Origin of the sequence: Acetobacter zythi (genome assembly GCF_963921165.1) — a bacterium.
Classification (GTDB): domain Bacteria; phylum Pseudomonadota; class Alphaproteobacteria; order Acetobacterales; family Acetobacteraceae; genus Acetobacter.
The window spans coordinates 58,876-82,609 of the sequence record NZ_CAWUEO010000047.1; the positions used below are offsets into that span (position 1 = coordinate 58,876).

Genomic DNA, 23,734 nt, shown 5'->3' on the forward strand with positions numbered 1-23,734 from the left:
AACACCATGGCGCTACTCGACCTTCATGATCCCACACTCTTCCGCCAGCAGGCTTTTATTGCCGGTGCATGGTGCAATGCGGCGGACGGGCAAAGCATTGATGTGGACAACCCGGCAACAGGGGAAATTATTGGCTCCGTGCCTGCCTGCACTGTGGAAGATACCCAAAAAGCGGTTGAGGCCGCACGCGTTGCGCAACTGATATGGCGGCGCAAAACCGGCACACAGCGGGCGGAAGCTCTGGCCACATGGTACCAGCTTGTTATGGACAATGTGGAAGACCTTGCAAAAATCATGACCGCCGAACAGGGCAAGGTTCTGGCCGAAGCTCGGGGCGAGGTCCGCTATGCCGCGTCTTTTCTCAAATGGTATGCCGAGGAAGCACGCCGGAGCGAGGGCAGCATTCTCAGCACGGCCGACCCGGCCCGGCGCGTATTGGTGTTGAAACAACCCATTGGTGTTACGGCTGCCATTACACCTTGGAACTTTCCTCTGGCCATGATCACCCGCAAATGCGGGCCTGCCATTGCAGCAGGGTGCAGCATGGTGATCAAGCCTTCCGAACTCACCCCTTTTTCCGCACTGGCCCTTGCAGTCCTTGCAGAACGCGCAGGCCTGCCCGCAGGCTTGTTAAGCGTTATTACGGGCCTGCCCGCTGCCGTAGGCAAAGTGCTGACCGACAGCCCGGTTGTGCGCAAGATCACATTTACCGGCTCTACTGGTGTGGGTAAAATCCTGCTTGAACAATCCGCCGCAACCGTAAAAAAATGCAGCATGGAGCTTGGTGGCAACGCCCCCTTCCTGGTGTTTGATGATGCGGATGTGGAAGCAGCAGCCGAAGGGATTATGCAAAGCAAGTTCCGCAATGCCGGACAGACCTGTGTTTGCGCCAACCGGGTGCTGGTGCAGGATGGCATATGGGACCGCCTGCTCCTTGCTGTTATGGCCAAGGTTGAGGCCCTGCAAGTTGGCGCGGGCATGGAACCCGGGAGCACGATTGGGCCGCTCATTAACGATTCTGCCGTAGCCAAGGTGCGTGCCCATGTGGAAGACGCCCTTAGCAAAGGTGCGCGTTACGTAGGTGCCCCCCTGCGCACACAAGGCCGTTTTGTATGGCCGGTTGTGCTTGAAGGCGTAACCACCGACATGCGCGTTGCCCACGAGGAAACATTCGGCCCCGTGTTGCCCCTGTTCCGCTTCAAAACTGAGGAAGAGGCTGTCAATATTGCCAACAACACGCCTTTTGGGCTGGCAAGCTATTTTTTCACCAACGATATCCGCCGCCTGTGGCGCGTGGGAGAGGCGTTGGAATTTGGCATGATCGGCCACAATACCGGTGCCATCTCCATGGAAAGCGTGCCTTTTGGCGGGGTCAAGGAATCCGGTCTTGGGCGCGAAGGCGGCCATGCGGGTATGGAAGAATTCATGGAAACGAAGAGTCTGCACATCGGCGGGCTTGACGTTTGACATCCGGAACATTCTGATCAGTGTTTAATCAGCCCCGTCTCGGGGCTGACCCATCCTTGCTCTGGAGATCGTCTCTGCCATGCAGCCCACCCCAAAGCTGGACAGAATTGACCTTAAAATTCTCACGCAGTTGCAACGCAACGGTCGGTTGACCAATGTTGAGCTTGCCAACAGGGTTGGTCTTTCGGCCAGCCCCTGTCTCATCCGTGTCAAACGGTTGGAGGCTGCGGGCTACATAACCGGTTATGGCGCACAGATTGATATTCGTAAGATAACGTCCATTCTGACAGTTTTTACGGAAATCACTCTCTCAGACCATAGGCGCCATGACTTTGCGCGCTTTGAAAGCCATGTCAGCAAGCTTGATACCGTTGTGGAATGCCACCTGATTAGCGGGGGGTATGACTATCTGGTCAAATTCATTACCCGCGATGTGGAGCATTACCAGATCATTATGGAAAACCTTCTTGAGCTGAACATCGGGATCGAGAAGTACTTTAGTTACATCGTGATAAAATCCCCTATCGTAAAAGAATCTTTTCCGATTCAGGACTTTTTCCCGGAGCAGAAAATTTGACCCAGACCGCCACCTCTCCCCCAATCCTGCACACCCAGATCACATTCCGCTCCATACAGCCCGACGACCTTGGGCAGGCCTGGCAGCTCTCCAAAGATCTGGCATGGCCCCACCGGCTGGAAGACTGGGAGCAAATGCTTGCTCTGGGCAACGGCTTTGTCGCCACAACGGCAGATGGTTCCGTGGTGGGGACACTCCTGTGGTGGCAATGGGGCACACAGGCTGCCAGCATGGGCATGATTATTGTCAGCCCCGCGTGGCAGGGCCACGGCGTTGGCAAGCATCTGATGGGCTTGGCGCGGCAGGCTTTGCCGGGTTACCGGCTCCACCTCAATGCAACATCCGCCGGGGTGCCGCTGTACGAAAAAAGCGGTTTTCATTCCACGGGTGTTGTCATGCAGCATCAGGGCAATGTTTCCACCGTGCCACTGATCCCGCTGCCCGAAGGGTGCCGTATGCGCCCGATGGGGGCTGCCGATCTGGAGGCAATATGCGCTATGGACCAAGCCGCCCTCAAGCTTGACCGTTCCGCCCTGCTTTTGCGGCTTATGGAGGATGGGCGCGGTATTCTGGTAGATTCAGAAAAAGGCATTCTGGGCTTCTCCTTCTGCCGCAAATTTGGCTGGGGGCAGGCAGCTGGCCCGATTATTGCGCTGGATCAGGCTTTTGCCCTGCCCATGCTGGCCTACTGGGCGGGAACCTGTGCCGGGCAGTTCCTGCGGGTGGACATACCCCAGGACGAAACTGTGGCAGGCCTGCTGGACCAATGGGGCCTGCTCCGCGTTGGTTCTGTTGTTTCCATGGTCACCGAGGAAACCGAGAGCGATAGCGCTGCCCAATCGCCCACCTGCTTTGCCCTGTGCAGTCAGGCCCTTTGCTAAAAGCCATACGCGCGATTACCCATTTTCTGTAGGAAACTACACTATGTCTTTTGTGCTCAAATCCACCCGTGAACGCGCAGAGGTCTGGAAGCCACTCTTTAACAAGGCATTGCCTGATCTGGCCTTCCATATATGGCCAGAAACAGGGGCTCCAGAAGACGTGCGGTTTATTGCCGCATGGGAGCCTCCGGCGGACCTGCTAACGCGCTTTCCCAACCTTGAGGTCCTGTTTTCGGTCGGGGCGGGTGTTGACCAGTTCGATATGAACACAATTCCCGAGCATGTTACCATTATCCGCATGATCGAACCCGGCCTGACGGACGGCATGGTCGACTACGTTCTATGGGCAACACTCACATTGCACCGCGAAATCCTGACATATCTTGCACAGCAGAAGCAGCATGTCTGGAAAACAAAACATAACAAAATCGCAGCGCAGCGCCGGGTGGGTGTTATGGGCCTTGGCACGTTGGGATCACCAGTTGTGCAGGCTCTGGCCCATGCGGGTTTTAACTGTAGCGGTTGGTCGCGCTCACGCCATACACTGGATCATGTAACCTGCTATGCTGGCATGGAGGAGTTGGATGCGTTTTTGGCGTCGTCCGATATTCTGATCTGCCTACTCCCCCTTACCGATGCCACGCGGGGCATGCTCAATGCTGACCTGTTTGCCAAGCTGCCTAAAGGTGCGCAGATTATCAATGTTGCACGCGGGGCGCATCTGGTAACCACAGACCTGCTTGCAGCACTGGATAGCGGGCAGATTGGTGCGGCCATTCTGGACGTAACAGACCCTGAACCCCTCCCGGCCGACAGCCCCTTGTGGGACCACCCCAATGTTATGGTAACCCCCCATGTTGCCAGCAATAGCCAAACTGAAACAGCAGGCCGCGTGCTGCTTGATACCGTGCAACGCTACCTTGCCGGAGAGCGAAACTTTCCCTCCAAAGTGGATCGCAGTCAGGGTTACTGATATCTTCTCCGTTTTTACCAAAAAAGGCAGGGATTGATATCCCTGCCTTTTTTGTATCCAATTCAGGAGCCAGCCCTTGAGGTGCTGGCTCTGGTCATTCCCGTGATTACATTAAATCAGCACGGTTATGGCTCAAGGTTTTGCACATAGTCCTTTGCCCGGTAGTAAGCGCCAACCACAGGCAGGAAGTGGGAAGCCAGACCATAAAACGGAATTTTGGGCCACGACCGCCCAGCAAGCGGGTTTGTCCCGGGCATGCCACTCATCGCTTCCGCCATGCGTTGCCCCATGTAAACAGACATTTGGGTGCCATGCCCGCTATAACCCATGGTGTAATATAATCCGTTCCATTGCCCCGCACGCGGCAGGCGATCAACGGTCATATCCACATCCCCACCCCAGCAATACTCTATTTTTACGTCTGGTAAGGCTGGCAGTGTACGGCGCATGGCGGCAAGCAGCATGTGGCCACTCGCAATATCCGTTGTCGTGCGTGAGCGGGAAAAACTGGCCCGGCCGCCAAAAATCAATCTGTTATCTGCTGTAGCCCGAAAATAGTTGTGGATATTCTGCATAGTCACCACATTACGGCCACCCGGAAGCACCTGTTCCAGACTTGATGCATCCATGGGTTCTGTCGCAACAATAAAGCTTCCCACAGGCATAATGCGTTGCCGGAACCAGGATGGCCCATGTCGGCTGGTCCCGGTGGCCATAAGCACATTTTTTGCAAAAATAGGACCATGGGGGGTAGAAACCTCAAACCCGCCTTTGCCGGACTTTATGCCAGTCATAGGCGTATTTTCAAAAATCAGCCCCCCAGCCTTAAGTACAGACTGGGCCAGCCCCACACCAAAACGGCCCATATGCATGCGTGCACTATGGGGGTAAATCAGCCCACTATTGAACAGGTCAGACGCCAGTTCGCTCCGTATCTGCTGACCATCAATAAATTTTACGTCTGGATCAGCCTCTTTTTGCAGTTGTTCATAATCAGCCACCAAGGCGGCGCGATGGGCCTGAAGATTACCAACCTTGAGTTTGCCGCATCTTACAAAATCACACTCAATGGCGTTATCGCGTACAATGGCTTCAACTGTATCAACAGCCTGATTGAAAACCTTGTACAATGCAGTCGCTTTTTCCACGCCCATATTTTTGCACGCAAGGGCAAAGCTACCGGCAAGTCCATTGTTAACATGGCCACCATTCCTGCCCGAGGCCTCGCCCACCACCTGTTCGCGCTCAAGCAGAACAACAGAGGCCCCCAACTGGCGCAACCGTAAAGCCGCGGAAAGACCGCTAAAACCGCCTCCCACCACCACGGCATCCACCTCGCCGGGCATGGCTGCAATGGGGCTGCCTGTGAATGATGGGGCTGTTTCCAGCCAATAGGAGGTTAATTTCATAACGCGTTCCTCATAATCGTATCAGGAAAGGGTAATATGGCTGGCTTGAGAGAGACTAAGCCCGGCTGTTTCCGGCGCCCAACGCCATGATATGAGCGCTCCAAGAGCCAGTAGGCCAAAAGCTGCAAACAAGGTGGCACGCACGCCAAAATGAGCCACGCCAACAGGGAGCAGAAAAGTACCCACAGCCGCGCCCAACCGGCTGGCGGACGAGGCAAACCCTACTGCCGTGCCCCGTATTTCTGTTGGAAACAGTTCGTTGGGATACACAAATTGAAGACCACTCCCAGCGGCTTCCACCGCAGAGTAGACAATAAATGCGACCATTACCGCCCAACCCGCCTGCCCCGGCCAGACAACAATAAACAGCAAGGATAATGCCGCCATGACAAACGACCAGATAAGGAGTGTTCTACGCCCGATCCTGTTGATCAGCCCGAATGTGACAGGCAAAATCCCCAAAAACGTAAAGCAGGTCACAACGCAGGCCGCCAGAATAGGGTTGGTCAGGTGCATCTGCGCCAGAATTTGCGCTTGTAGCGTATGGATCGAAAATGCAGGCGCACTTTGCAGTATCCAGAACGCGCACACAAACAACAACAACCCTCGGTAACGGGGGCTTCCCAACAGGCCCATAGCCTGCCGCACACCCCCGGCGGATGATGCGGCGGACGGAGCCTCAAACGCAATATCCGTATTCAGGAATGTTTTAACAATATGCCGCGCCTCGGCGGCACGCCCAACACTGAGCAGCCAGAGAGGGGATTCCGGCATACCGGCACGGCACAGGAGCAAAAGCAGGGATGGCACAAAGCTGGAGCCAAGAACAAGCTGCCAGTTACCCGGAAAAAACGAGAGCAGCGCATACCCTATGATAAAACTGCACACATAGCCCAGCCACCAGAAGGTGATCAGTCCACTCAGGGCTGGTCCACGCCAACGCCGGGGCATGAACTCGGTCACGTAGGCCGTGGCAATCGGGTAATCCGCACCAATGGCAATGCCAATAAGAAAGCGCCAGACCAGCAAACCTGTAAAGCTTGCACAAAAAAACTGGGCGGCGGAAAAGACCGTGAACATAAGAATGTTCACGGTGTAAAGGATCTTCCGCCCGAACCGATCAGAGGTCACACCACCGGCCAGTCCACCAACAAACACACCGGCCAGAGATGCCGCCCCCACAAGCCCGGTGGCGTTGGCCCCCAGATGGAAGCTGGAGACCAGAAGTGGCAGCACAACGCCAATAATACCTAGAATGTAGCCATCACAAAAAGGCCCACCACCAGCAATAAGCGCCAGACGCAAATGAAAGGCCGATGCTGGTACGTCATCAAGGGTCCGGACTTCCATGCCTTTATCCCCTCAGGAGTATAACATCTGCAGGACGCCCTGATCGGCCAGGTCTGCCAGTTCCTTCAAAGTGGAAAAATGATAGTCCGGTTTGGTCAGGCTCTCGACCGCTATTGTGCCGCCAAACCCACCAATGGCTTTGCGCCGTTCAATCCAGCATACGGTGTAGCCCAGCTTACGGGCCACCCCAATGTCATGGTACTGGCTTTGGGCTACGTGCAGAATGTCCCCTTGCAGAATGCCATCCCGGCTCAGGCGGCCACGCGCAAACCCGAAAAAGGCCGTATCCGGTTTTTCGCACAGCGCATCATCTGCCGTGATTGAATCATGGAAGGGCAGTCCAAGTGTTTTTTCCATACCGGAAAAAGCCCAACGTTGTGTGTTGGTCATGGCCACCAGCTTAAAGTGCCTGCCCAAACGCTGCATGGCCTCCACGCTGTCTTCAAACGCGGGCCAGTCTTTGGCCGCGTAGACAAAGGCATCGGCGTACGCTTCTTTTTCCGGCAGGCCGAACTGTGCGGCAAGCTCCAGATAAATCGGCTTAAGGTCCTGCGGAAAAGGAAGGGTCTGCGCGCGTGCGCGCATCCCCCTATAAGCACTCAAAAATGCCTCCCGCTCAATGGTGGCCCCGCACAGCTTTTGCAGCGCGTCTATCATCCCGCTTTCAAAGTCGATCAGGGTGCCAACAACATCAAAGGTCAACGCTTTGGGAAAACGGCCCACGTCAATATCTCCGTTACTTAGTGCTTAAAAACCTGTTGAGAAGGAAAGAACACCAGCAAAACCACCACCAACATAGTACTGCGGTGCACTCCCGGCCACAGTTCTGCCATTCACCACCACACTATGGGCATTGGTTTTAATGCTGCTTGTGCCGGACAAATAACCACTATTACCAATATTGAGCAGATTCAGCTGGATCTGTGGATGTTTAGCAAGCCACATATTCTTGAATCGATACCCAAGATTGACGTTAAACGTTTCATAGCTTGGGATAGATTCATCATTCATGAATGTTGAATACTGCTTGCCAATGTAATTCATGTTGAATCCTCCAAAAAAGGATCCATCATCGTAGTTCAGGCCAACTGCCGCAGTGAATTGAGGCGTATTAACAGCCATTTTACCTTTGGTTGGCAGCGCCACACTCAAGTGCGCAGCATCGCTCGTTACGCCCGGCAGGTTACTGTCGATCGTGGCGTGTTCATACTGCCCTGAAAAATAGGGGCTAAAGTTATGCCACCGCCGTAGCCCGACTTCCAACTGCACACCACGCATGGTCTGGCCACCTGCATCGATCGATTCAGAAATAGCCTGGCTACCCTGATAGGTGGTCGTGCTCAATTGCCTATGTGTGAAGTTATAGTTGAATAGCGCGACAGAGATATTGGCAAAACCTGTGTGCCTGTAACCAATTTCCTCACCAATCGCAAACTCGGGTTTGATATTGGTTGCATGTCTGGTGCTCAATTTACCACTGCCAACACTGTAACGGTCAGCATAGGTCATGATCGAAGCCGGCATACGGAAAGAGGACGTACCATTGATATAAATCTGGTCATGCGGCGTAATTTTAAAGCTGGCCATGAACTGTGGCAGCGGTTGCGCAGTGCTCTGCCCAGTTGCGTAGGTCACACCCGGCACATCGTTGGTTTCCGAACGTGTGATCATGACTTCCTTGAACCCGGCCGTAACTGTCAGCCTGTCATGGAATGCCTTGTAGGTATCGTTAATAAACAGCGCATTTGTCTGCTGGATCAGGTGAATATTATACGTACGCAACACACTGCCATTGGCGGTCAGAATGGGGTTATTGCCCCACATGCTAGGCACGCTGCCATCGGCATTAACGGCCTGATAGCTCTGCGGTTCCGACTGATCGAAATAGGAATACCATGCGCCACCCGTGAGTGTGTTGTGCCCACGCGTCCAGGACAGGGCCGTATTAATGCCGGAATAGGCCAATTTGTACGTATCGATAGATGCGGCCACAATGGGGTTTGACGTACCAGCAACCTGAAGCGGACCTGCCGGATTAGGGCCAAGATAGCTGGTATTGCGGTCAAGCGTGGTGCCACCATTATCATACCCCCAAGAGTAGGTGAAATATGGTGTTACATCCAACGCCAGCCCGTGATCAAACTTCATGTTGATCGGAGCACCCAGAATGAACTTCTTCATCCTGTTTTCACTATACTTATAGTAATTCGCCGCATCAGCGGCGGTGGCGCCGCCGGGTGTATCATTATAGTTGTAATTGACGCCGTATTGATCCCACTTCTCCTTGGTGGGGGCACGCAGGTAATACTGCTTGGCGTCATTATAGCTCATCACAAAGGCAGCGTGGTTATCCTGCCCCCAGTCTTTTACAAACTTCATATCCACATGGTAGCGCTGGGTTCCACCCACACCACGCCACTCATCCGCTACGCGGTGTGAGAAAGATACAAAGCCGCGCACACCGGTTTTGCCAATTTCACCCGTATCAACACGGATAAAGTGACGGCGCAGACTAAAGGAACCATAAGATGCATCGACCAGCCCACCAAAATGGTGTGAAGGATCATGCATTTTTTCAGACAGTTCCCCCCCCACGGCGTTATACAGCGGAGAGCGCGTATCGGGTGACCCCTGTGTCAGGGTCAAGGACTGAATGTTTTCGTTATCTGCCGCAGCAGACGTGTATGGCAGCAGGTACACAGGAGCCGCCGCAGGAATGCCTTCAAACAGAAAGCCGATTTCCTGCTGGTTCAGGCCACGTATTGTTAGGCCCTGCTGGTCATCATTGGTGCCAAGCGGGTCATTGCCTGCGTAAACAACGCCTGGAAGGCTGGCTATAAGGGCCGCCGCATTGCTTGTCGGGCTTTGTTTGGCAATATAATCGCGCGTAAGGCCACTACGGGATTTGGCAATGGTTTGCGGAGGCATCATGCCCCCACCCGGAGTTCTGTTTGTAACCCCATTAGGCAGAGAAACGTGCCCGGTTACCCCGACCTCTTCCGTTTTGGCTGACACAACCGATTCTGATTTCTGGTTGGTTGCAGCAGTTTTGGTAGACGCTTTAGCCTGCGTACCGCTTTTACGCGGCAACGTCTTGGCGTTGCGTTTGCCCACCTGTGCGGACTGGTCGGATTCAGCCCATGCTGTTCCGATGCCGGAACAATATAGTCCACCAAAACCGGTAAAAGACGAGACCGAGAGCAGCAGAGCAAGGGAGCGGGACATACCCCCCTGAGCCACATTACGCGGCAGCCGCGCGAACATGCCGTTGCGCGCAACAAGAGAAGTTTGAGTGTTTGCCATGCCTATCCTCCGGAACACCCAAAATAGGGCGATAAAGCGTGAGACAGCGCCAGTTGTCCGAATGATTATGTGCAGATCGGTGCAGCGGAATACTCCGATTTCCTATGCTATACAGTACATCATATCGTTTTTATACCGGAATGAGTAAAATTCTCCCAAAGCCTACCATCCTTTCATCATCACGTAAGCCAGACAGCGCCCTGCGCTACACCTTAAGCCGATAAAGCATGACTGAATCCTGAGAACATCAGATTGAACCTGTATCGACAAGCCAATAAAAAAAGCTGCCATCTTGTATGATGGCAGCTTTTTTTGTTGCTGTTCTGGGCTTGAATTGAATGCCGCTATAAAGAGGCCCCCTTAAAGCTACTGGGCATTGCAGCCTTAGCCATTTGTTGGACGAAAAATTACATAAACCTTTTTCACCACATCCCGGCTTTCCCACGAGCAGCTGGCGCCACGGCAGATCAGGAACGCATCTCCTGCTCTAAAAGTCTGTTCTTCGCCTGCCTCATTGACAAAAGACACGCTCCCTTCAAGCAGGTACATGAACTCGTCATGCACATAAGGTACTTTTTTACGGCAATACGGCGTTGCGGACCAGATGCCACCATAAAACTGACCATCGCAGGTGCGCCATGCTGGTGCGCTCTGGCACACTGGGGTCGGACCGGTCAGATATTCAGCCGGAGGCGGTGAGGACAAAGACATAGCGGCTGCAGGGTCAATCTGCACCACGCCCGGTTCGGACGGGTGCAGTTCCTTTACCCCCATCACAAACACTCTGGTGCCGGGTGTGGCTGACCACTCAAATGCCGTACCCGCAGTAACCTTGCTCCCCTGCCCCACGACCATAATATGGTCATTGATGGCAAACTGACCATCCAGCACGAAGACAAAAACGTCCTCATCCGTAGCAGCAACATGCCCACTGCCTTGTGGGGCAACCAGTTCCAGTGCAACTGCACCATCGGCCACGGGAAATGCATAACGCGCAGTCAGGTAATCCCCCGGCGTAACGGGACACGTTGCGGCCAGCGCCTTAAGGTCCAGAGCGCGTTTCATATCGAGCATTTTTCTCAACTCCTGCTTTGCAGCGGTTCAAATCAAGCGGCCGAGCAAAGGCCATTCCCACGAGGATAGCGGCATCCTTTCCGCATGAATGGCGGTTTTGAGCTGAAAAATTACCAATTACTCCTTATTGAACAGGCATATCCACTGCATCACCACTGTTTAAGGCCGACGGTTGGTACACACGGCGCATCACATAACGGGCAGTCAACAATAGCCCGGTCAGGGCGCAAGTCTGCCTTTGCGGGACATCAGGACCATAAAGCCCCCCAGCAGACCCAGACCAAGCCCCACGACAGAAACCATCGGATACCCAAACCCAAGCGAGAGCACGGCCCCACCCAATGCCGCCCCCAAGGCATTCCCCAAATTAAAGGCCCCAATATTGACCGCAGAAGCCAGTGCTGGTGCATCATGCGCTGCGGTCATGGTACGGATCTGCAAGGCGGGTGTGAGTGCAAAGCTGGCTGTCCCCCATACAAAAACGCCTATCAACGCCCCTGTCGGTGTTTGTGCGGCAAAGGGAAAAACCAGCATGATCAGGCCCAGCAATGGGAATACAGTCAACAAGGTTCCCACCAAGGAGCGGTCAGCCGCCCATCCACCAAGAATGTTGCCAAGACTGAAGCCCACACCAATCAACATCAGAGCGGCGGTCGTTAGGGTTGGGCCTGCTTTGGTAATATGCTCCATCATGGGAACAATATATGTGTAGAGTTCAAACATGGCCCCGGCCCCAACAACCGTAACGCCCAGCGCCATAAGGGTATTGGGGCGCAAAATGGCCTTTAGCTCTGCCCGCACGTCTGGCCGTAGTCCGGCCTCGGCCAAAGGAAGCGCCAACAACAAGGCAACATCCGCAACCAGCCCAAGGGTGGAAATGGCAACAAAAGCCGTGCGCCACCCCAGCGTATCACCCAACCATGTTGCTGCGGGCACGCCAAAAATATTAGCAACCGTAAGCCCCATAAACATGCTGGCCACAGCACTTGCCTGCCGGTTTGGAGCAACAAGGCTTGCCGCCTCCACCGCACCAAGACCAAAAAATGCACCATGGGCCAGACTGGTCAGCACGCGCGCTACAAGCAACTGGCTGTACGTCGCGCTCATGGCTGATGTTAGATTGCCAATGGCATAGAGCAGCATCAAACCGATCAGGGCATATTTGCGTGGGTAACGGGCCAGGAACAGCGTAATAACAGGTGCGCCAGCCATAACCCCAAATGCATAGGCACTGACCAACCCGCCAGCCTTGGGCACACTCACATGCACACCATCCGCCAGAACAGGCAACAGCCCCATGGGCGTAAACTCCGTTACCCCTATGGCAAAGGCCCCACATGACAGAGCAAGCAGGGCCAGAGCAGCCGACTTATGTTCTGGCGTCTGTTCACAGATCGTTTTTTTCACGCAAATTTCCTTACAGGGTCAGCAACAGGGCACATGCTTAAAGCAAAATACGGCTCTATGAGAACACTTTAAGGCTTTTCCACCGCTGACCCACCCAAACACCGCATGGTTTTTATTTGATGTCTCCACACCTTGCCTTACCTCACAGAAACAGCCACTTTACGTGGCTCTGTGCATTTCCTTCCATTTGATTTCGAGAATTTGTGTGCCTTCTTACAAAGCATCTTATGCGGTATTGATTGCAGGTTTTTTACTCGCTGGCTGCACCCCGCCGGATTTTCATACCCCCGGCCCCCTGTTGCAGGAAAATGCTTACAATAGCCTGTTCCCCCAATGGGCTGAGCTTTGTGCTGTTTCCCAAATTTCTAAAAAACCCGGTTATGGTGCCGATATTGCCGGAGGCCCCGGTGGGCATGCCGTTCTGTTTTTGCATGGGGCATGTCTGGACCCCACCTCCACCTACCCCGTGCTTAAAACCTGCCCGCAGGGTGAAACCGGCGTGAGCATGAACGCCCATTTTGTGAATGCAAACTGGGTTGGCGTGTCCGGGCGCACGTTTTTTTACGATGGTATTCTCAAACCCGGAGCGGGCCTTACGCGGAACACGTATCAGGCGACCAAAAGTGCCGCCCGGCAACGTGGGCTTTATAGCGCCATTACCTTCCGCGACTGGGCACTGGCCGACAAACCCGCCAGTGCCACAGCCGAGGACTGGAAGTATGAAGTGTCCATCGGCACGGATTACGCCGTAAGCTATGGCCGCGCGCGCTACTGTGCCCGCCTGCCAGTAACTACGGACCAGATGGCCCATGTTGTGGACTTTCTGAACAGCCGGAACGCCCTGTACCATTATGGCCCCAAGACGTTTGAAACCAATGTTATGCAGGATAACTGCAACCATCTGATCCATAATGCGCTGGCTGCGGCTGACTTCTGGCATGACCTACCTGTCCATCAGTTCATTCTCAAAGCGGCCCTGACCTTCCCTGTTCCCAAGAACGAGGTGGTCAATCTGCTTGACCGCGCCGCACGCCACGACCCGGGCGACCTACATGCCCTATTCCATGACCCGTTAACCCGCCAAACCCTGCTCAATGACGGATGGCTGCCCGGTGAACCCGGCGTTATTCTGGATTCCAACCCTGTGCATGACCCTAACGAGGTCTACAACACCAATCTGTCCCTCATTTTTTATGATGACCCCCTGCTTGGCCATTACAACCGGGCGTTCAAACGCTACCTTGCGCAGCCACGTTACCATGACCTGCATGCCAACCTGCTTTGGTATCAGGCACTCTATGCGCGTATTGCCAAAGACCGCCAGCCGCTCCTGTGGTGGTTAAAAAAAGAGCCTGCCGATTTTGCAGCTTTTTATAACGCCTATTACTTATGGCTTGGCAAGCAGCAGGCTCTGGTGGACAGGGGGCTTAGTCTGTTATCTGCTGTTTCCGCGCCCATTTCCAGCGCATGGTCTGCAACACCGCACGGAATGCCAGCAGAGGAGCCTGCACCCGCCAGCGCCCCACAAAATCCCCCGCCAGAAGCGAAATAATGGCATCCCGCATACGCAGGATATTGCGGGGGTTCAAAAAGAGTTCCCGCTGAACCGGGTCGTTAATCCCATAAATCAGCCATGCCACACGGCGCATTTCCGCCCTTGTGCACTGTTCCTCATGCCGGGCAACCTTGCGCCCCTGTGCCGGGCTTTTTAGCCATGCCTGCGCCACTCTGGCTCCACGGTATGCGCTCTTCATGGCCAGCAGCACACCAGATGAAAAAACAGGGTCCAGGAACGCAAAAGCATCCCCGATCATGTAGTAGCCTTCACCCCATGTCTTGTCCGCGCAATAGGAGTAATTGCCGGTTGTTGTTAATTCCCCCAATTGTTCAGCCGGAGCCAGACGCTCGGCAACACTTGGGCTTTCTGCCACTTTTTTCCAAAACAGGTCTGTTTTCGGGCCAGTTTGACCGCTAAACGCATTTTTATCGCCCACAAAACCAACACTCATAATGTTGTCGCGCAGGGGGATCATCCAGAACCATCCATCATCAACCAGATGGATGGAGATATATCCCTCCATATCAGCTTCGCGGCGCACAACATTACGGAAATGCGCAAAAATGGCAGCGGTGGAATTGTTTTTGTCTGCGTGCCGGGTGTGCAGGCGGCGGGCCAGAAAACCATCCCGCCCCGATGCATCGAGGACAAAACGGGGGCTAAAACTATGGGTCTGCCCCGCTTCATCCTGCGCCACAACCTGTGTGGGCTGGCGGGGGGCAAAACGGGCTTCCGTCACACGCAGCCCCTCCCGTGTTTCCACACCATGCGCCTGAGCATTACGGAACAGAATTTCGTCAAATTCGGAACGTCTGACCTGATAGGCGTGTGTATCCCGCGGGCTGATGGCATGACGGAAAGGAAAGGCCAACCGCCCCTCCCCCCGGTCAGAGACAAACTCCGCACCGGGTTTGAACACCCCGATCTCGCGCACCTTGTCCAGCACGCCAAGGTCACGGAGTAGGGCCATGTTGCAGGGCAACAGGGATTCACCAATATGGAAGCGGGGATGCGGGTCTTTTTCCAGCATAATAACCGACACACCCTGCCGTGCCAGCAACGTGGCCGCAGTGCTCCCCGCCGGGCCTCCACCAATAACCAGAACATCACACATACGAGGCGAAGTGTCCGAACCGTTCATGCCATACCTCCATTGATCCCGATGGTCTGCCCAGAAATATAGGCCGCTTGCGTTGACGCCAGAAAACCCACCAGATCTGCCACTTCCTCTGGTTGCCCCGCACGGCGGGCGGGAACAACAGCGGCAATATCGGCCGCGCTCAACACGGATTCTGTTGCTGGGGAGGCAATAATTCCCGGCGCAACGGCGTTAACCGTAATGCCCCGGCTGCCAACCTCGCGCGCAAGGGAGCGTACCGCCCCTTCCAGCCCGGCTTTTGCCGCAGCGTAGTTCACCTGCCCCCTGTTACCCATTTGCGCGGTAATGGAGGACAGAGCAATAATCCGCCCCCATCGGGTACGGGTCAGAGGTAAAAGCAACGGCTGAACCACATTGAAAAAACCATCCAGCGAAACCGCCAAAACGTCCCGCCATTGGGCAACACTCATGCCCGCCATGGTCACGTCATCATGCGTTCCGGCATTATGGATAATAACCTGCGGAACGCCTGCCTCCAGCACGGGAGCAAGGGCCTGCTTGGCCCCCTCCGCACTAGCCAGATCACAGCACCATAGTTCGGCAGAACCACCTCCGGCGCGAATACGCTCCACAACGCCGCGTGCCTTATCGGCAGAATGATGGGCATGGACCAGAACATGCAGGTCCTGTGCAGCCAGCCTATGGCAGATGGCCGCACCTATCGGGCTGCTACCACCGGTAACCAGAGCGCGCTTCATTCAAGCCCCTCTTTTTCAGCAGTACTGCGGCGGAACATGACCGTACCACGCCCTTGCAGGAGGATATTCCCCGGCTGGGAGCGGATGGTAAAACCGTATACCATGCCCGCACTGTCCATTTGCTCGCGCAGCACATCAATCTGCAACAGACCGTAAGCTGCGCAATCCAGCCGGTCTGTGCTGCTCAGCAGGTCTCGCAAAGCCGCCAGATAGCCACCAGTGCGTGCCATGGCGCGCCCCGTGAGCGCACCATGAAGGGCCGCCGCCTGCATGGCCATTTCCGCTCCGACAAGCACACCCAACCGTCCTGCGTGGCGCAAGGGATTATCCGGGTGCAAATGGGCTGCCGTGTGTGCGCACAGCGCAACATCCGACCAAGCAGAACACGTATCCAACAGGCAACTCGCACCTTGGTGGGGAATGCGGGCCAGAATATCCTCACGCTTTAACATGGCTGCACCTCAACCCGAATAGCCCCCGGCTGGCTTGCCAGATGCACGGCGCCAGCCTGAGCACGGGCAATCTGCTGCAACAATACCAGCCCGCCTGCTGCCGGATTGGTGCGTGCAAGTTCCGCCAAGCAAGCGGGAGAAACCTCACCCTGCGCCACGGTTTGGGCCGTATGCGTTATATCCAGCGTGCAGACCGGGTTCTGCCCTGCCTGCGGGTACAGCACAAAAGCACAGCCAAACGTATTGTGGGTCACGCGGACTTTGCCAATTGGCCCGGGTATGGGCAGGTCATATGCCACAAACAGCACAGGTGCGTTCTCCACCACGCATTCTGCTGCTGCCTTGAGCAACCCCTGTGCAAAGGACCAGTCATAACAACCCAATGCGACAACAGGCGCCAAAATAGCATGCCCGATTGTCCAGTATCCTGCTGCCGCATTATGTACTGAGTTATGGAACTGGGTGGGTGAGACCTCCCCTCCGGGTATGGTCAGGGCAGATAGAATGCCATCCACCACCGCACCATCACCATTGGAACTGGCAAACACCCCCCGAACATCCTCCAGCCGAACACCGGCCTGTGTGCAGGCCTCATCCGCCAGAGCTATGGCAAGGCGCGTGAGCGGGCCGCAGCGGCGGCGCTCATTGGCGGGCAGGCAGGCGGCGGGGGGCACCTGCACTGGAGCAGGCTCCCAGCTTTCCTGCCCCCGCAGAACACGCGCGGCATGAGACCACCCTGATAGCCCCGGTCCCCAAACAGAAACCCCTTGCAAAACAACCCGCATCACACGGCCTCAAAAATCAGGCTACAGTTTGTGCCACCAAAACCGAAAGCATTGCTCATAATCCGCCGGACCGGCTTGTGAAGCGTATTCGTGAGGATCTGGCTTTCAAATGCAGGATCTGGCTGGGTCACATTCAAACACCCCGGCACAAACCCCGCACGCATCATCACGATCGCGAACATGGCCTCTATAATACCCGAAGCACCCAGCGTATGGCCTGTCCACCCTTTGGTGGATGAACAGGGAACGGCATTCCCAAACAACGTATGTACGGCGTGGTCCTCCATAGCGTCGTTCACGACCGTGCCTGTCCCGTGCAGGTTGATATAATCAATTTGTGCAGCCTCCAGCCCGGCGCGCTCCAGCGCCTCACGCATGGCGGCCACGGCTCCGCGTGCGCGCGGGTCGGGGGAGGACATATGGTGGCCATCACTGCTTACACCATACCCCACCCAGCGAGCCATGGGAGCCGCCCCGGGGCGAGCGCCTTCACGCTCCAGCAGGGCAAAACCCGCTCCCTCCCCAACGGAAATGCCTGTGCGTTCCGCATCGCACGGGCACGTTGGTGTGTGACTAACCAGCCCTAAGGAGGCAAAGCCCCGGAGTGTCATACGGCACAGGCTATCCGCCCCACCGACCAGTACGGCATCGCACAACCCGGCCTCCAGCCAATGGCGTGCATCCACAAAAGCACGGGAGGAGGATGCACAGGCGTTGGACACACTCAGCAATGGCCCATCCAGCCCCAAACGGGCAGCGACAAAACGGGGGAGCGAAAACAGGTCCTGCGTATGGGACTGGTCAAACGTGGCCGGTGGAAAACCCGTGACCGGGTCGCTCGCCCTATACGCTTCCTCCGCGGAGAGAATACCCGAAGTGGAGGTGCCCAGCACCACGGCAACCCGGTCGGGGCCATAAAACTGGCGGGCCTCGCCCACAGCATGTAAAAAATCCGCCTGCGCGAAGGCCATATCCGCCAACTGGTTGTTACGGCAGGCAAAGCCGGGATGAACGCCCTCCAGCGCATGGTTTTCTACCAGCGGAACACGCCCGACATAGCCTGTTGTTATTCCGGCAAAGTCGCATGGTGTTAAGCCGGAGCGGCGGTCTAGCAGAGCATCCTGTGTCTCTGCCAGCCCTTGCCCGATTGCGCTCAGGACTGTTCCGGCGGTAATGGCGAGTGGTTTCATGGTGTGTCTGGTGGTCCAATATGCTGGCGTTGTCCAGCCAGAAGAAAACCATAGATCATGGCCAGCGCAACACCAAACGCAACAGTCATACCAATTTCGCGCAGGAGCAGGGTATGGCACGCCGCCAGAAGGCCAAAGGTCAGAACAGTCATGGCGTTACAGGTCAGCAATGTGCGCATGGTTCTTGCCCGTTCCTCCGCATCCAGTTGTGGGCGCGCAAAAAATAAGGCGTAATCCAGACTGACCCCCAACACAAACTGCAACGCAATCAGGTGGATAAGGGTTAAAGGCTGCCCCAGCAGCGCAAACACCCCCAAGACCGTTATCTGCACGGCCACCACAGCCCCTATAACGCGCAGGATCCGCCCTGCATCGCGCAAGCCAAGCACCAGCACGGCAAATGCCAGCGCACACCCCACAGCCATCCAGCGGAGGGTTCGCCCGGTATGGTAGGCAGACAGACTGTCCACTTCCTTATGCATATCCATGGTCAGAACATCCGGCTGCCCCACCAGCGCTTGCTCCACGGCCTGATGGTCCTGAACTGATTCTGGAAAAACAAGACCAAACCATTGTCCGCTACGTGCAAACAGTAGTGGAGCCATTGCCGCGCCGACCGGCGTGCCCAGTAGGTCCTGCGGCAGCAAAGGGGGCATCTGCCGGGCTGCGTCTACGTCGCTTACAAAGGTATCAAACGCCGTGGGGCGGAAGGGTAACCCTTCGCGCGCCTGCGCAATGGCCGCCTGCAACGCAGCAGTAGGCGGCAACTGCTCAACCCGCTTATGCTGAAGCCGCACAGACGGCAAAAAACGTGCGGCATCCTGCACACCCACCAGACGACCCTGCTGGCGTAATTGCGCCCACACAGGGGCCAGAGCTTCCTCCCGCTCCAGTACGTCCTGCGCCGTAAGGCCGGAAACAGCAAGCATAAGCGAGGAATCTGGTACGCCAAGGTCCTTTCGGAGTGCTTCATCCATACGCAAGGTCTGTTCGGGCAACGGGCTAAGGGCTGCCAGACGCGTGTCCAAGACCGGGGGAGACCACCAGAGTTCCGTAGCGCAAACCACAACAGGAATGACAAGCCACCCTCTGTAACGCCGCCATCCCTCCGCCCGAGCCAAGGGGGCGGATGGCCCACTCGTATACGGCGCCAGATCGGCTGCCACCACCAGACGCGGCATAATGTGCAGGGTAACAACTGCCGCCACCACCAGCCCCACAGCGGCAAACGTACCAAGCTGGGCCAGCCCCGGCAGTCCGCAAAAAACCATACCGCTCAGGCCCAGCACAGCCGTTGTAACCCCAAGGCGCAAACTATGGCCAATACGGCGCAGCGTTGCCTGCGGGCCTTCCCCATGGTCACGGTGCCCGATCAGCAGGACCGGGTAATCCAGCGCCACGCCCAGCATGGTCATGCCAAAACCAAATGCTATGCCGTGCACAAAGCCAAAGACCAGCCACACAACCAGCATGGCGATACTGAGCGAGAGCAGAAATGGCACCCCAATAGCCGCCAGCACCCACAGGGAGCGAAACCGCCAGTACAGTATGCTCACGACAAGCACAAAGGAGCACAGCGCCATCATATCCACATCGTGGCGCATACCTACGGCACTGGAGACAGCAAAGACCGATGGCCCGCTCATCAGCAGTTTTGCGTGACCAGGGTGTAAGCCCGCAAACGTAGCAGAAATCGTGTGTTCCACCTGTGCCTGCCGGGCAAGGTCCATGCCCGGGGCCGTGGTGCGTAACAACAACAGAGCCCGCGCTTGGTCTGGCGCAAACCACACGCCATGCAGGACCCGGGCATGCACATCTGGCTCAAGTGCGTGCACAGTCTGGATAAATGCGTTTGTCGGGTCGCGCAAAAGCGTATCGGCAAACGCAGGGCCAGCGGCGGAATCCAGCCCGTCCAGAACATTGGCAAATGCCTGCTCCAGCGCCTGCGCATCCATGTTCCGCACATGATCATCCGGGGCAAGCTGGTAACGATGCTTGAATAAAAGTGCTCGCAGGGTCTCGGCCTGATCTGTTGCGAATACACCATTCAGAACAGAGACAAACTGTGGGTCTTTGACCAGTGCGGCATGCAGCCCCAGACTCAGGCGCGCCAACTCCGGTTCTGGTGCGCCTTCAAGCCCCAGCATAATAACCGTACCGGCAACACCCCCCTGCACCTCCCTGAGCAAAAAACGTGTGCCATCATCATGCCCGCGAGGCAGAAAACCCGCCATGTCCAACCGTAGCGGAATGCTCACGAACACCAACGCTGCAAACAGGGCCGACACTGCCAGCGTGACAGCCAGAACCCACGGTTTTCTATGCTGTTTCACGGATCAAGGGTCAGGGTTTGCACATCCCCATTGGCCTGCATGACCTTCAGACTGTCTATGGCGTTATTGCGCCCTTTCAGCACGACCAGATGCACCAGTTGCGTAGCCTGCGGCGAAATGGGGGTCATGATAAGTGTCCATGCACCAAGGTCGCCTTGCGCACTCAGGGTGTAATCATGCGTCAGGGTTGCCATATCGCCTTCCAGCGGGGCGCGCATGGTTGTCACCAGCAACGCCAGTGCGGGGCTTTGCGCCAGAGGAACGTGGTGCACACTCCCTGCCCCGCGCTGGATGGAGACCATGCCTCCATCAATAATCAGCCTTTCCTGCCGTGGGGTTTGCGTTGTTTTTTCCAGATACGCGGGGCGGTGGAACGCCAGCACACCGGAGGAAAACAAAGGGTGAGTAAGAGCCGCGATGTCCTTTTTCTCATGGAAAGGCTGGGTTCTCTGTGCCACCAGCCCCAGACTGGCAATGATCTGTCTGCTCAGATCGCCAGCGCTGTCCGCCGCCCATGCCTGCCCCAGACCTGCCAGCAGGCCGGATATGGCCAAAAGGGAGAAAACTTTCATGGCAGGTCTTTCCAGTAGTCGTAAAAATTGAACCATGAGAATGGGTGCCTGAGACACAGCGCCTCCATCCATTTTGCATAATATTCGGCAGCCTGTTGCACAAAGCCCCCCCGCTCCTGCCGGGATGTGGGGTATGGCACATCAAAGGTGTCAAAACTTACGTCATAGACCCCATCGGTCGCGCGAACTGCGTTAACAAGCACAATGGGTGCCCCCGTGGCCAAAGCCAGCCGGAACGGCCCTTCAGGCAGTTGGACCTTGCCCCCCAGCATGGTCACGCATACGCACCGGCCTGTATCGGGCGTTCTGTCACCCAGCATACCCACAATTTCGCCCCGGCCCAGACTTTCGGCCACGCGGAGCATGGTATCCACCTGACCTATGGGAATAATGGTCTGTGCGTATGTGGGGTCGAGTGTTTCCAGCACATCCGTAGCGCCCCCCAGATTGGAACGATACATGAGCATGCGCAATGTCATGCCATGTTCACGCCCCAAAGCGCGGAGCGCCTCGAACGATCCAATATGCGCGCCCAGCAGCAGGCAGCCCCGGCCTGCTGCAAGGGCGTACAAAAATCTGTCCCGCCCGACCACACGCACGGGTGGCATGTCTTTTGTGTTTTGCAGAAAAAAAATCCGGTCCAGCACAATCTGGGCAAACGACCGCATGTGCCTGATCATATCGGCAGTTCTTGGTGGAGCGGGCAAAACACGCTGCAAATACGCGCGCGAGGCCCGGCGGGCAGCCCCGTTGTGCAGGAAAAAATACAAGGTAATGGGGCCAAGCAACCATTCAAGCCGCCGCCGCCCGATCTTGCGGGTTAAAAACAGCGCAAGCCACATGGCAAACCGATTACCACGTTCTGGCACAACCCATCGTCTGTCAGTCGTGCCCGGCATGCTCGGGCTTTGCCTTTAGCACAGCCCGCATAACAGGCTGATCATTCACTCTGGCCACCAGACGCACAACGGAACCAGAGTTCCGGGCCAAAAAGAGCACAGTCTGGCCCGGCAGAACAGGGTGTAGGAATTTGACCATATCCACACACAAATCCGCCTGCCCCAACTGCTCCATTCCCGCTTCCAGCAACAGCACACCGGGCACAACCGGATGACCGGGAAAATGGCCCGGCAGGCAAGGATGGTCATGTGGCAGCGTAAAAGAGCCTACCTCCTCCTCCCCCGCAAGCTGCCCAGCCATGGTGCGCAAAGCCTGAAGGGTCAACTTACCCACGGCATTACGGGGCAAAGCGGGCACAAGTTTGACACTACGGGGCAGAAAAACCGGTTCAATCTGCTCGCGCAGGGCAAGCAGAATATTTTGTGCGGACTGCGTGGAAGATACCGCAAAAACCTGCATCCGCGCCAAAAAATTGCTTGCTGATGCGTCCGGCGGCAGAAAAGCACCATCTTCCACGCCGGGAATAGCATTCAACGCCATGTTCAGTGCGGCCAGAGACGTGCGTTTGCCCCCCAGCTTGACCACATCGTTCACACGGCCGAGCAGCAGAAACTTACCGTCATCACGGGTTTGAATGAAATCAGCCAAAACATAGCTGAGCACTCCCGGTGCCGAAATTTCAACACCCTCGGCTGTCTCATTTGGTACAACGCCCTTGTACCATTGCCATTCAGGTCCGCCAACCGTCCGCCGGATAGCCATGGAGCCGGTTTCCGTCGAGCCGTAAATTTCGGTAACTTCCGTTGCCAGAGCGGCTTCTGCTTCCGCCGCCAGTTCGGGGGCCAACGGCGCCGAGGCCGAAACCACGCGCCGGATGGGCGGCAATGCCAGACCTGAGCGCAGCAGGGTCCGTAATTGCAAAGGGGTTGTGACCAGAATACGCGGCGCAAAAGCCCTGTTCAGGCTAGCCTGCCAGTCCGCTGGATAGCCCCCTCCCGCGGCCACCACCGCAATCCGTGTGTTCAGGCACTGGAGGACCAGCGCCTCGAACCCATACATATGGTAAGGAGGCACGGTACCGACCAGACAAGCCGGAGCATCGTCCGGGTCCAGCAGAACGCGGGCGGTCACACTGCGCGTAACCAGCCCTCCCCAATATTTATGATGTCCAACCGGCTGGCCCGTACTGCCAGAAGTAAACACAAGAGCAACCAATGTGTCCGGCCTGATCACGGGGTTAGGGCAAGCCTCCGCAGGGTCCGCAGCGGACATGGTTGCCAGAGTATCTGGCACCATCAACCCGCCTTGCGGCAGAAGTTCACCCTCGGCATCCCCCATAACACTCACGCAGACCGCGTTATGTTCGCAGGCAAGATCGGCCAGCCGTGTGGGGTTCCGCTCGCTACTGAGCAGAACATGCTGCCCCCGCAGCAATGTTGCGGCAAAGAGCAGGCTGAAATGGCTGATGCTTGAACACACAGGAACCACAGGCTGGTCAGGCAGCAAGGCGGCTAGCTGGTGTGCGGCACGCAAAAATGCCCACCCACTAACAGCCCCATGATCAGTTAAAAAAAGTGGTCGGTCGGGAGCATGAACAAGAGAAAGATCAGGCCATTGCTGGTCAAACAGACTGTCTGACATACACG

At 56.2% G+C, this 23,734-nt stretch carries 19 protein-coding genes; 4 read left to right on the plus strand and 15 right to left on the minus strand.

What is annotated here, in order from left to right; all coding sequences use genetic code 11:
• Window positions 1-6: 6 nt before the first annotated feature.
• The 4 genes from AABE20_RS13555 (at window position 7) to AABE20_RS13570 (ending at window position 3,898) form a co-directional block, all read left to right on the plus strand.
• Window positions 7-1,467 carry an NAD-dependent succinate-semialdehyde dehydrogenase gene (locus AABE20_RS13555; RefSeq protein ID WP_338333574.1) on the plus strand — a complete coding sequence of 487 codons (1,461 nt, stop codon included), beginning with the start codon at window positions 7-9 and terminating at the stop codon, window positions 1,465-1,467.
• 79 nt (window positions 1,468-1,546) lie between these two features.
• A complete protein-coding gene (locus tag AABE20_RS13560) occupies window positions 1,547-2,044 on the plus strand; it encodes an Lrp/AsnC family transcriptional regulator (RefSeq protein WP_086646813.1) in 498 nt (165 codons plus the stop codon).
• Window positions 2,041-2,925 carry a GNAT family N-acetyltransferase gene (locus AABE20_RS13565; RefSeq protein WP_338333575.1) on the plus strand — a complete coding sequence of 295 codons (885 nt, stop codon included), beginning with the start codon at window positions 2,041-2,043 and terminating at the stop codon, window positions 2,923-2,925. The genes AABE20_RS13560 and AABE20_RS13565 overlap by 4 nt, the downstream gene beginning before the upstream one ends.
• A 43-nt stretch (window positions 2,926-2,968) precedes the next feature.
• Window positions 2,969-3,898, plus strand: coding sequence for a 2-hydroxyacid dehydrogenase (locus AABE20_RS13570; protein WP_338333576.1), 930 nt, complete (start codon window positions 2,969-2,971; stop codon window positions 3,896-3,898).
• Window positions 3,899-4,023: 125 nt separating this feature from the next.
• Here AABE20_RS13570 and AABE20_RS13575 read toward each other — a convergent pair whose 3' ends face one another.
• The 15 genes from AABE20_RS13575 to AABE20_RS13645 form a co-directional block, all read right to left on the minus strand.
• A complete protein-coding gene (locus tag AABE20_RS13575; protein WP_338333577.1) occupies window positions 4,024-5,307 on the minus strand; it encodes an NAD(P)/FAD-dependent oxidoreductase in 1,284 nt (427 codons plus the stop codon).
• A gap of 21 nt (window positions 5,308-5,328) precedes the next feature.
• Complete coding sequence (locus AABE20_RS13580) at window positions 5,329-6,657, minus strand: MFS transporter (protein WP_338333578.1); 1,329 nt, start codon at window positions 6,655-6,657, stop codon at window positions 5,329-5,331.
• A 12-nt stretch (window positions 6,658-6,669) separates the two neighbouring features.
• Entirely contained in the window at window positions 6,670-7,380 is a 711-nt protein-coding gene (locus AABE20_RS13585; RefSeq protein ID WP_338333579.1) for an HAD-IA family hydrolase, read from the minus strand.
• Window positions 7,381-7,404: 24 nt separating this feature from the next.
• The gene (locus AABE20_RS13590; protein ID WP_338333580.1) at window positions 7,405-9,960 is read right to left on the minus strand and encodes a TonB-dependent receptor; all 2,556 of its coding nucleotides are present in this window, start codon (window positions 9,958-9,960) and stop codon (window positions 7,405-7,407) included.
• Window positions 9,961-10,344: 384 nt separating this feature from the next.
• Complete coding sequence (locus AABE20_RS13595; RefSeq protein WP_338333581.1) at window positions 10,345-11,034, minus strand: cupin domain-containing protein; 690 nt, start codon at window positions 11,032-11,034, stop codon at window positions 10,345-10,347.
• Window positions 11,035-11,253: 219 nt separating this feature from the next.
• On the minus strand, window positions 11,254-12,441 hold the full coding sequence (locus AABE20_RS13600) for an MFS transporter (protein ID WP_338333582.1): 1,188 nt from the start codon (window positions 12,439-12,441) through the stop codon (window positions 11,254-11,256).
• A gap of 1,427 nt (window positions 12,442-13,868) precedes the next feature.
• Window positions 13,869-15,140, minus strand: a complete 1,272-nt coding sequence (locus AABE20_RS13605) for a tryptophan 7-halogenase (RefSeq protein ID WP_338333583.1) — start codon at window positions 15,138-15,140, stop codon at window positions 13,869-13,871.
• The gene (fabG, locus tag AABE20_RS13610) at window positions 15,137-15,856 is read right to left on the minus strand and encodes a 3-oxoacyl-ACP reductase FabG (protein ID WP_338333584.1); all 720 of its coding nucleotides are present in this window, start codon (window positions 15,854-15,856) and stop codon (window positions 15,137-15,139) included. Before fabG ends, AABE20_RS13605 begins: the two co-directional genes overlap by 4 nt.
• Window positions 15,853-16,308: a hotdog family protein gene (locus AABE20_RS13615; protein ID WP_338333585.1), complete on the minus strand. Its 456-nt coding sequence runs from the start codon at window positions 16,306-16,308 to the stop codon at window positions 15,853-15,855. The genes fabG and AABE20_RS13615 overlap by 4 nt, the downstream gene beginning before the upstream one ends.
• Window positions 16,302-16,988, minus strand: coding sequence for a beta-ketoacyl synthase chain length factor (locus AABE20_RS13620; RefSeq protein ID WP_338333586.1), 687 nt, complete (start codon window positions 16,986-16,988; stop codon window positions 16,302-16,304). Before AABE20_RS13620 ends, AABE20_RS13615 begins: the two co-directional genes overlap by 7 nt.
• A 104-nt stretch (window positions 16,989-17,092) precedes the next feature.
• On the minus strand, window positions 17,093-18,283 hold the full coding sequence (locus AABE20_RS13625) for a beta-ketoacyl-[acyl-carrier-protein] synthase family protein (RefSeq protein ID WP_338333587.1): 1,191 nt from the start codon (window positions 18,281-18,283) through the stop codon (window positions 17,093-17,095).
• Window positions 18,280-20,616: an MMPL family transporter gene (locus AABE20_RS13630; protein WP_338333588.1), complete on the minus strand. Its 2,337-nt coding sequence runs from the start codon at window positions 20,614-20,616 to the stop codon at window positions 18,280-18,282. Before AABE20_RS13630 ends, AABE20_RS13625 begins: the two co-directional genes overlap by 4 nt.
• On the minus strand, window positions 20,613-21,188 hold the full coding sequence (locus AABE20_RS13635; protein ID WP_338333589.1) for a LolA-related protein: 576 nt from the start codon (window positions 21,186-21,188) through the stop codon (window positions 20,613-20,615). The genes AABE20_RS13630 and AABE20_RS13635 overlap by 4 nt, the downstream gene beginning before the upstream one ends.
• Complete coding sequence (locus tag AABE20_RS13640) at window positions 21,185-22,087, minus strand: lysophospholipid acyltransferase family protein (RefSeq protein WP_338333590.1); 903 nt, start codon at window positions 22,085-22,087, stop codon at window positions 21,185-21,187. The genes AABE20_RS13635 and AABE20_RS13640 overlap by 4 nt, the downstream gene beginning before the upstream one ends.
• Window positions 22,071-23,729 (minus strand): AMP-binding protein, encoded by a 1,659-nt coding sequence (locus tag AABE20_RS13645; protein WP_338333591.1) that lies wholly within the window; start codon window positions 23,727-23,729, stop codon window positions 22,071-22,073. Before AABE20_RS13645 ends, AABE20_RS13640 begins: the two co-directional genes overlap by 17 nt.
• Window positions 23,730-23,734 lie beyond the last annotated feature (5 nt).

Excerpts from the sequence above, each read along its gene's own strand:
- AABE20_RS13570 (WP_338333576.1), top strand. The coding sequence starts at position 2,969 with ATGTCTTTTGTGCTCAAATCCACCCGTGAACGCGCAGAGGTCTGGAAG.
- AABE20_RS13595 (WP_338333581.1), bottom strand. The coding sequence starts at position 11,034 with ATGCTCGATATGAAACGCGCTCTGGACCTTAAGGCGCTGGCCGCAACG.
- AABE20_RS13580 (WP_338333578.1), bottom strand. The coding sequence starts at position 6,657 with ATGGAAGTCCGGACCCTTGATGACGTACCAGCATCGGCCTTTCATTTG.
- AABE20_RS13575 (WP_338333577.1), bottom strand. The coding sequence starts at position 5,307 with ATGAAATTAACCTCCTATTGGCTGGAAACAGCCCCATCATTCACAGGC.
- AABE20_RS13625 (WP_338333587.1), bottom strand. The coding sequence starts at position 18,283 with ATGAAACCACTCGCCATTACCGCCGGAACAGTCCTGAGCGCAATCGGG.
- AABE20_RS13645 (WP_338333591.1), bottom strand. The coding sequence starts at position 23,729 with ATGTCAGACAGTCTGTTTGACCAGCAATGGCCTGATCTTTCTCTTGTT.
- AABE20_RS13555 (WP_338333574.1), top strand. The coding sequence starts at position 7 with ATGGCGCTACTCGACCTTCATGATCCCACACTCTTCCGCCAGCAGGCT.
- AABE20_RS13605 (WP_338333583.1), bottom strand. The coding sequence starts at position 15,140 with ATGAACGGTTCGGACACTTCGCCTCGTATGTGTGATGTTCTGGTTATT.
- AABE20_RS13615 (WP_338333585.1), bottom strand. The coding sequence starts at position 16,308 with ATGTTAAAGCGTGAGGATATTCTGGCCCGCATTCCCCACCAAGGTGCG.
- AABE20_RS13590 (WP_338333580.1), bottom strand. The coding sequence starts at position 9,960 with ATGGCAAACACTCAAACTTCTCTTGTTGCGCGCAACGGCATGTTCGCG.
- fabG (WP_338333584.1), bottom strand. The coding sequence starts at position 15,856 with ATGAAGCGCGCTCTGGTTACCGGTGGTAGCAGCCCGATAGGTGCGGCC.
- AABE20_RS13560 (WP_086646813.1), top strand. The coding sequence starts at position 1,547 with ATGCAGCCCACCCCAAAGCTGGACAGAATTGACCTTAAAATTCTCACG.
- AABE20_RS13635 (WP_338333589.1), bottom strand. The coding sequence starts at position 21,188 with ATGAAAGTTTTCTCCCTTTTGGCCATATCCGGCCTGCTGGCAGGTCTG.
- AABE20_RS13640 (WP_338333590.1), bottom strand. The coding sequence starts at position 22,087 with ATGCCGGGCACGACTGACAGACGATGGGTTGTGCCAGAACGTGGTAAT.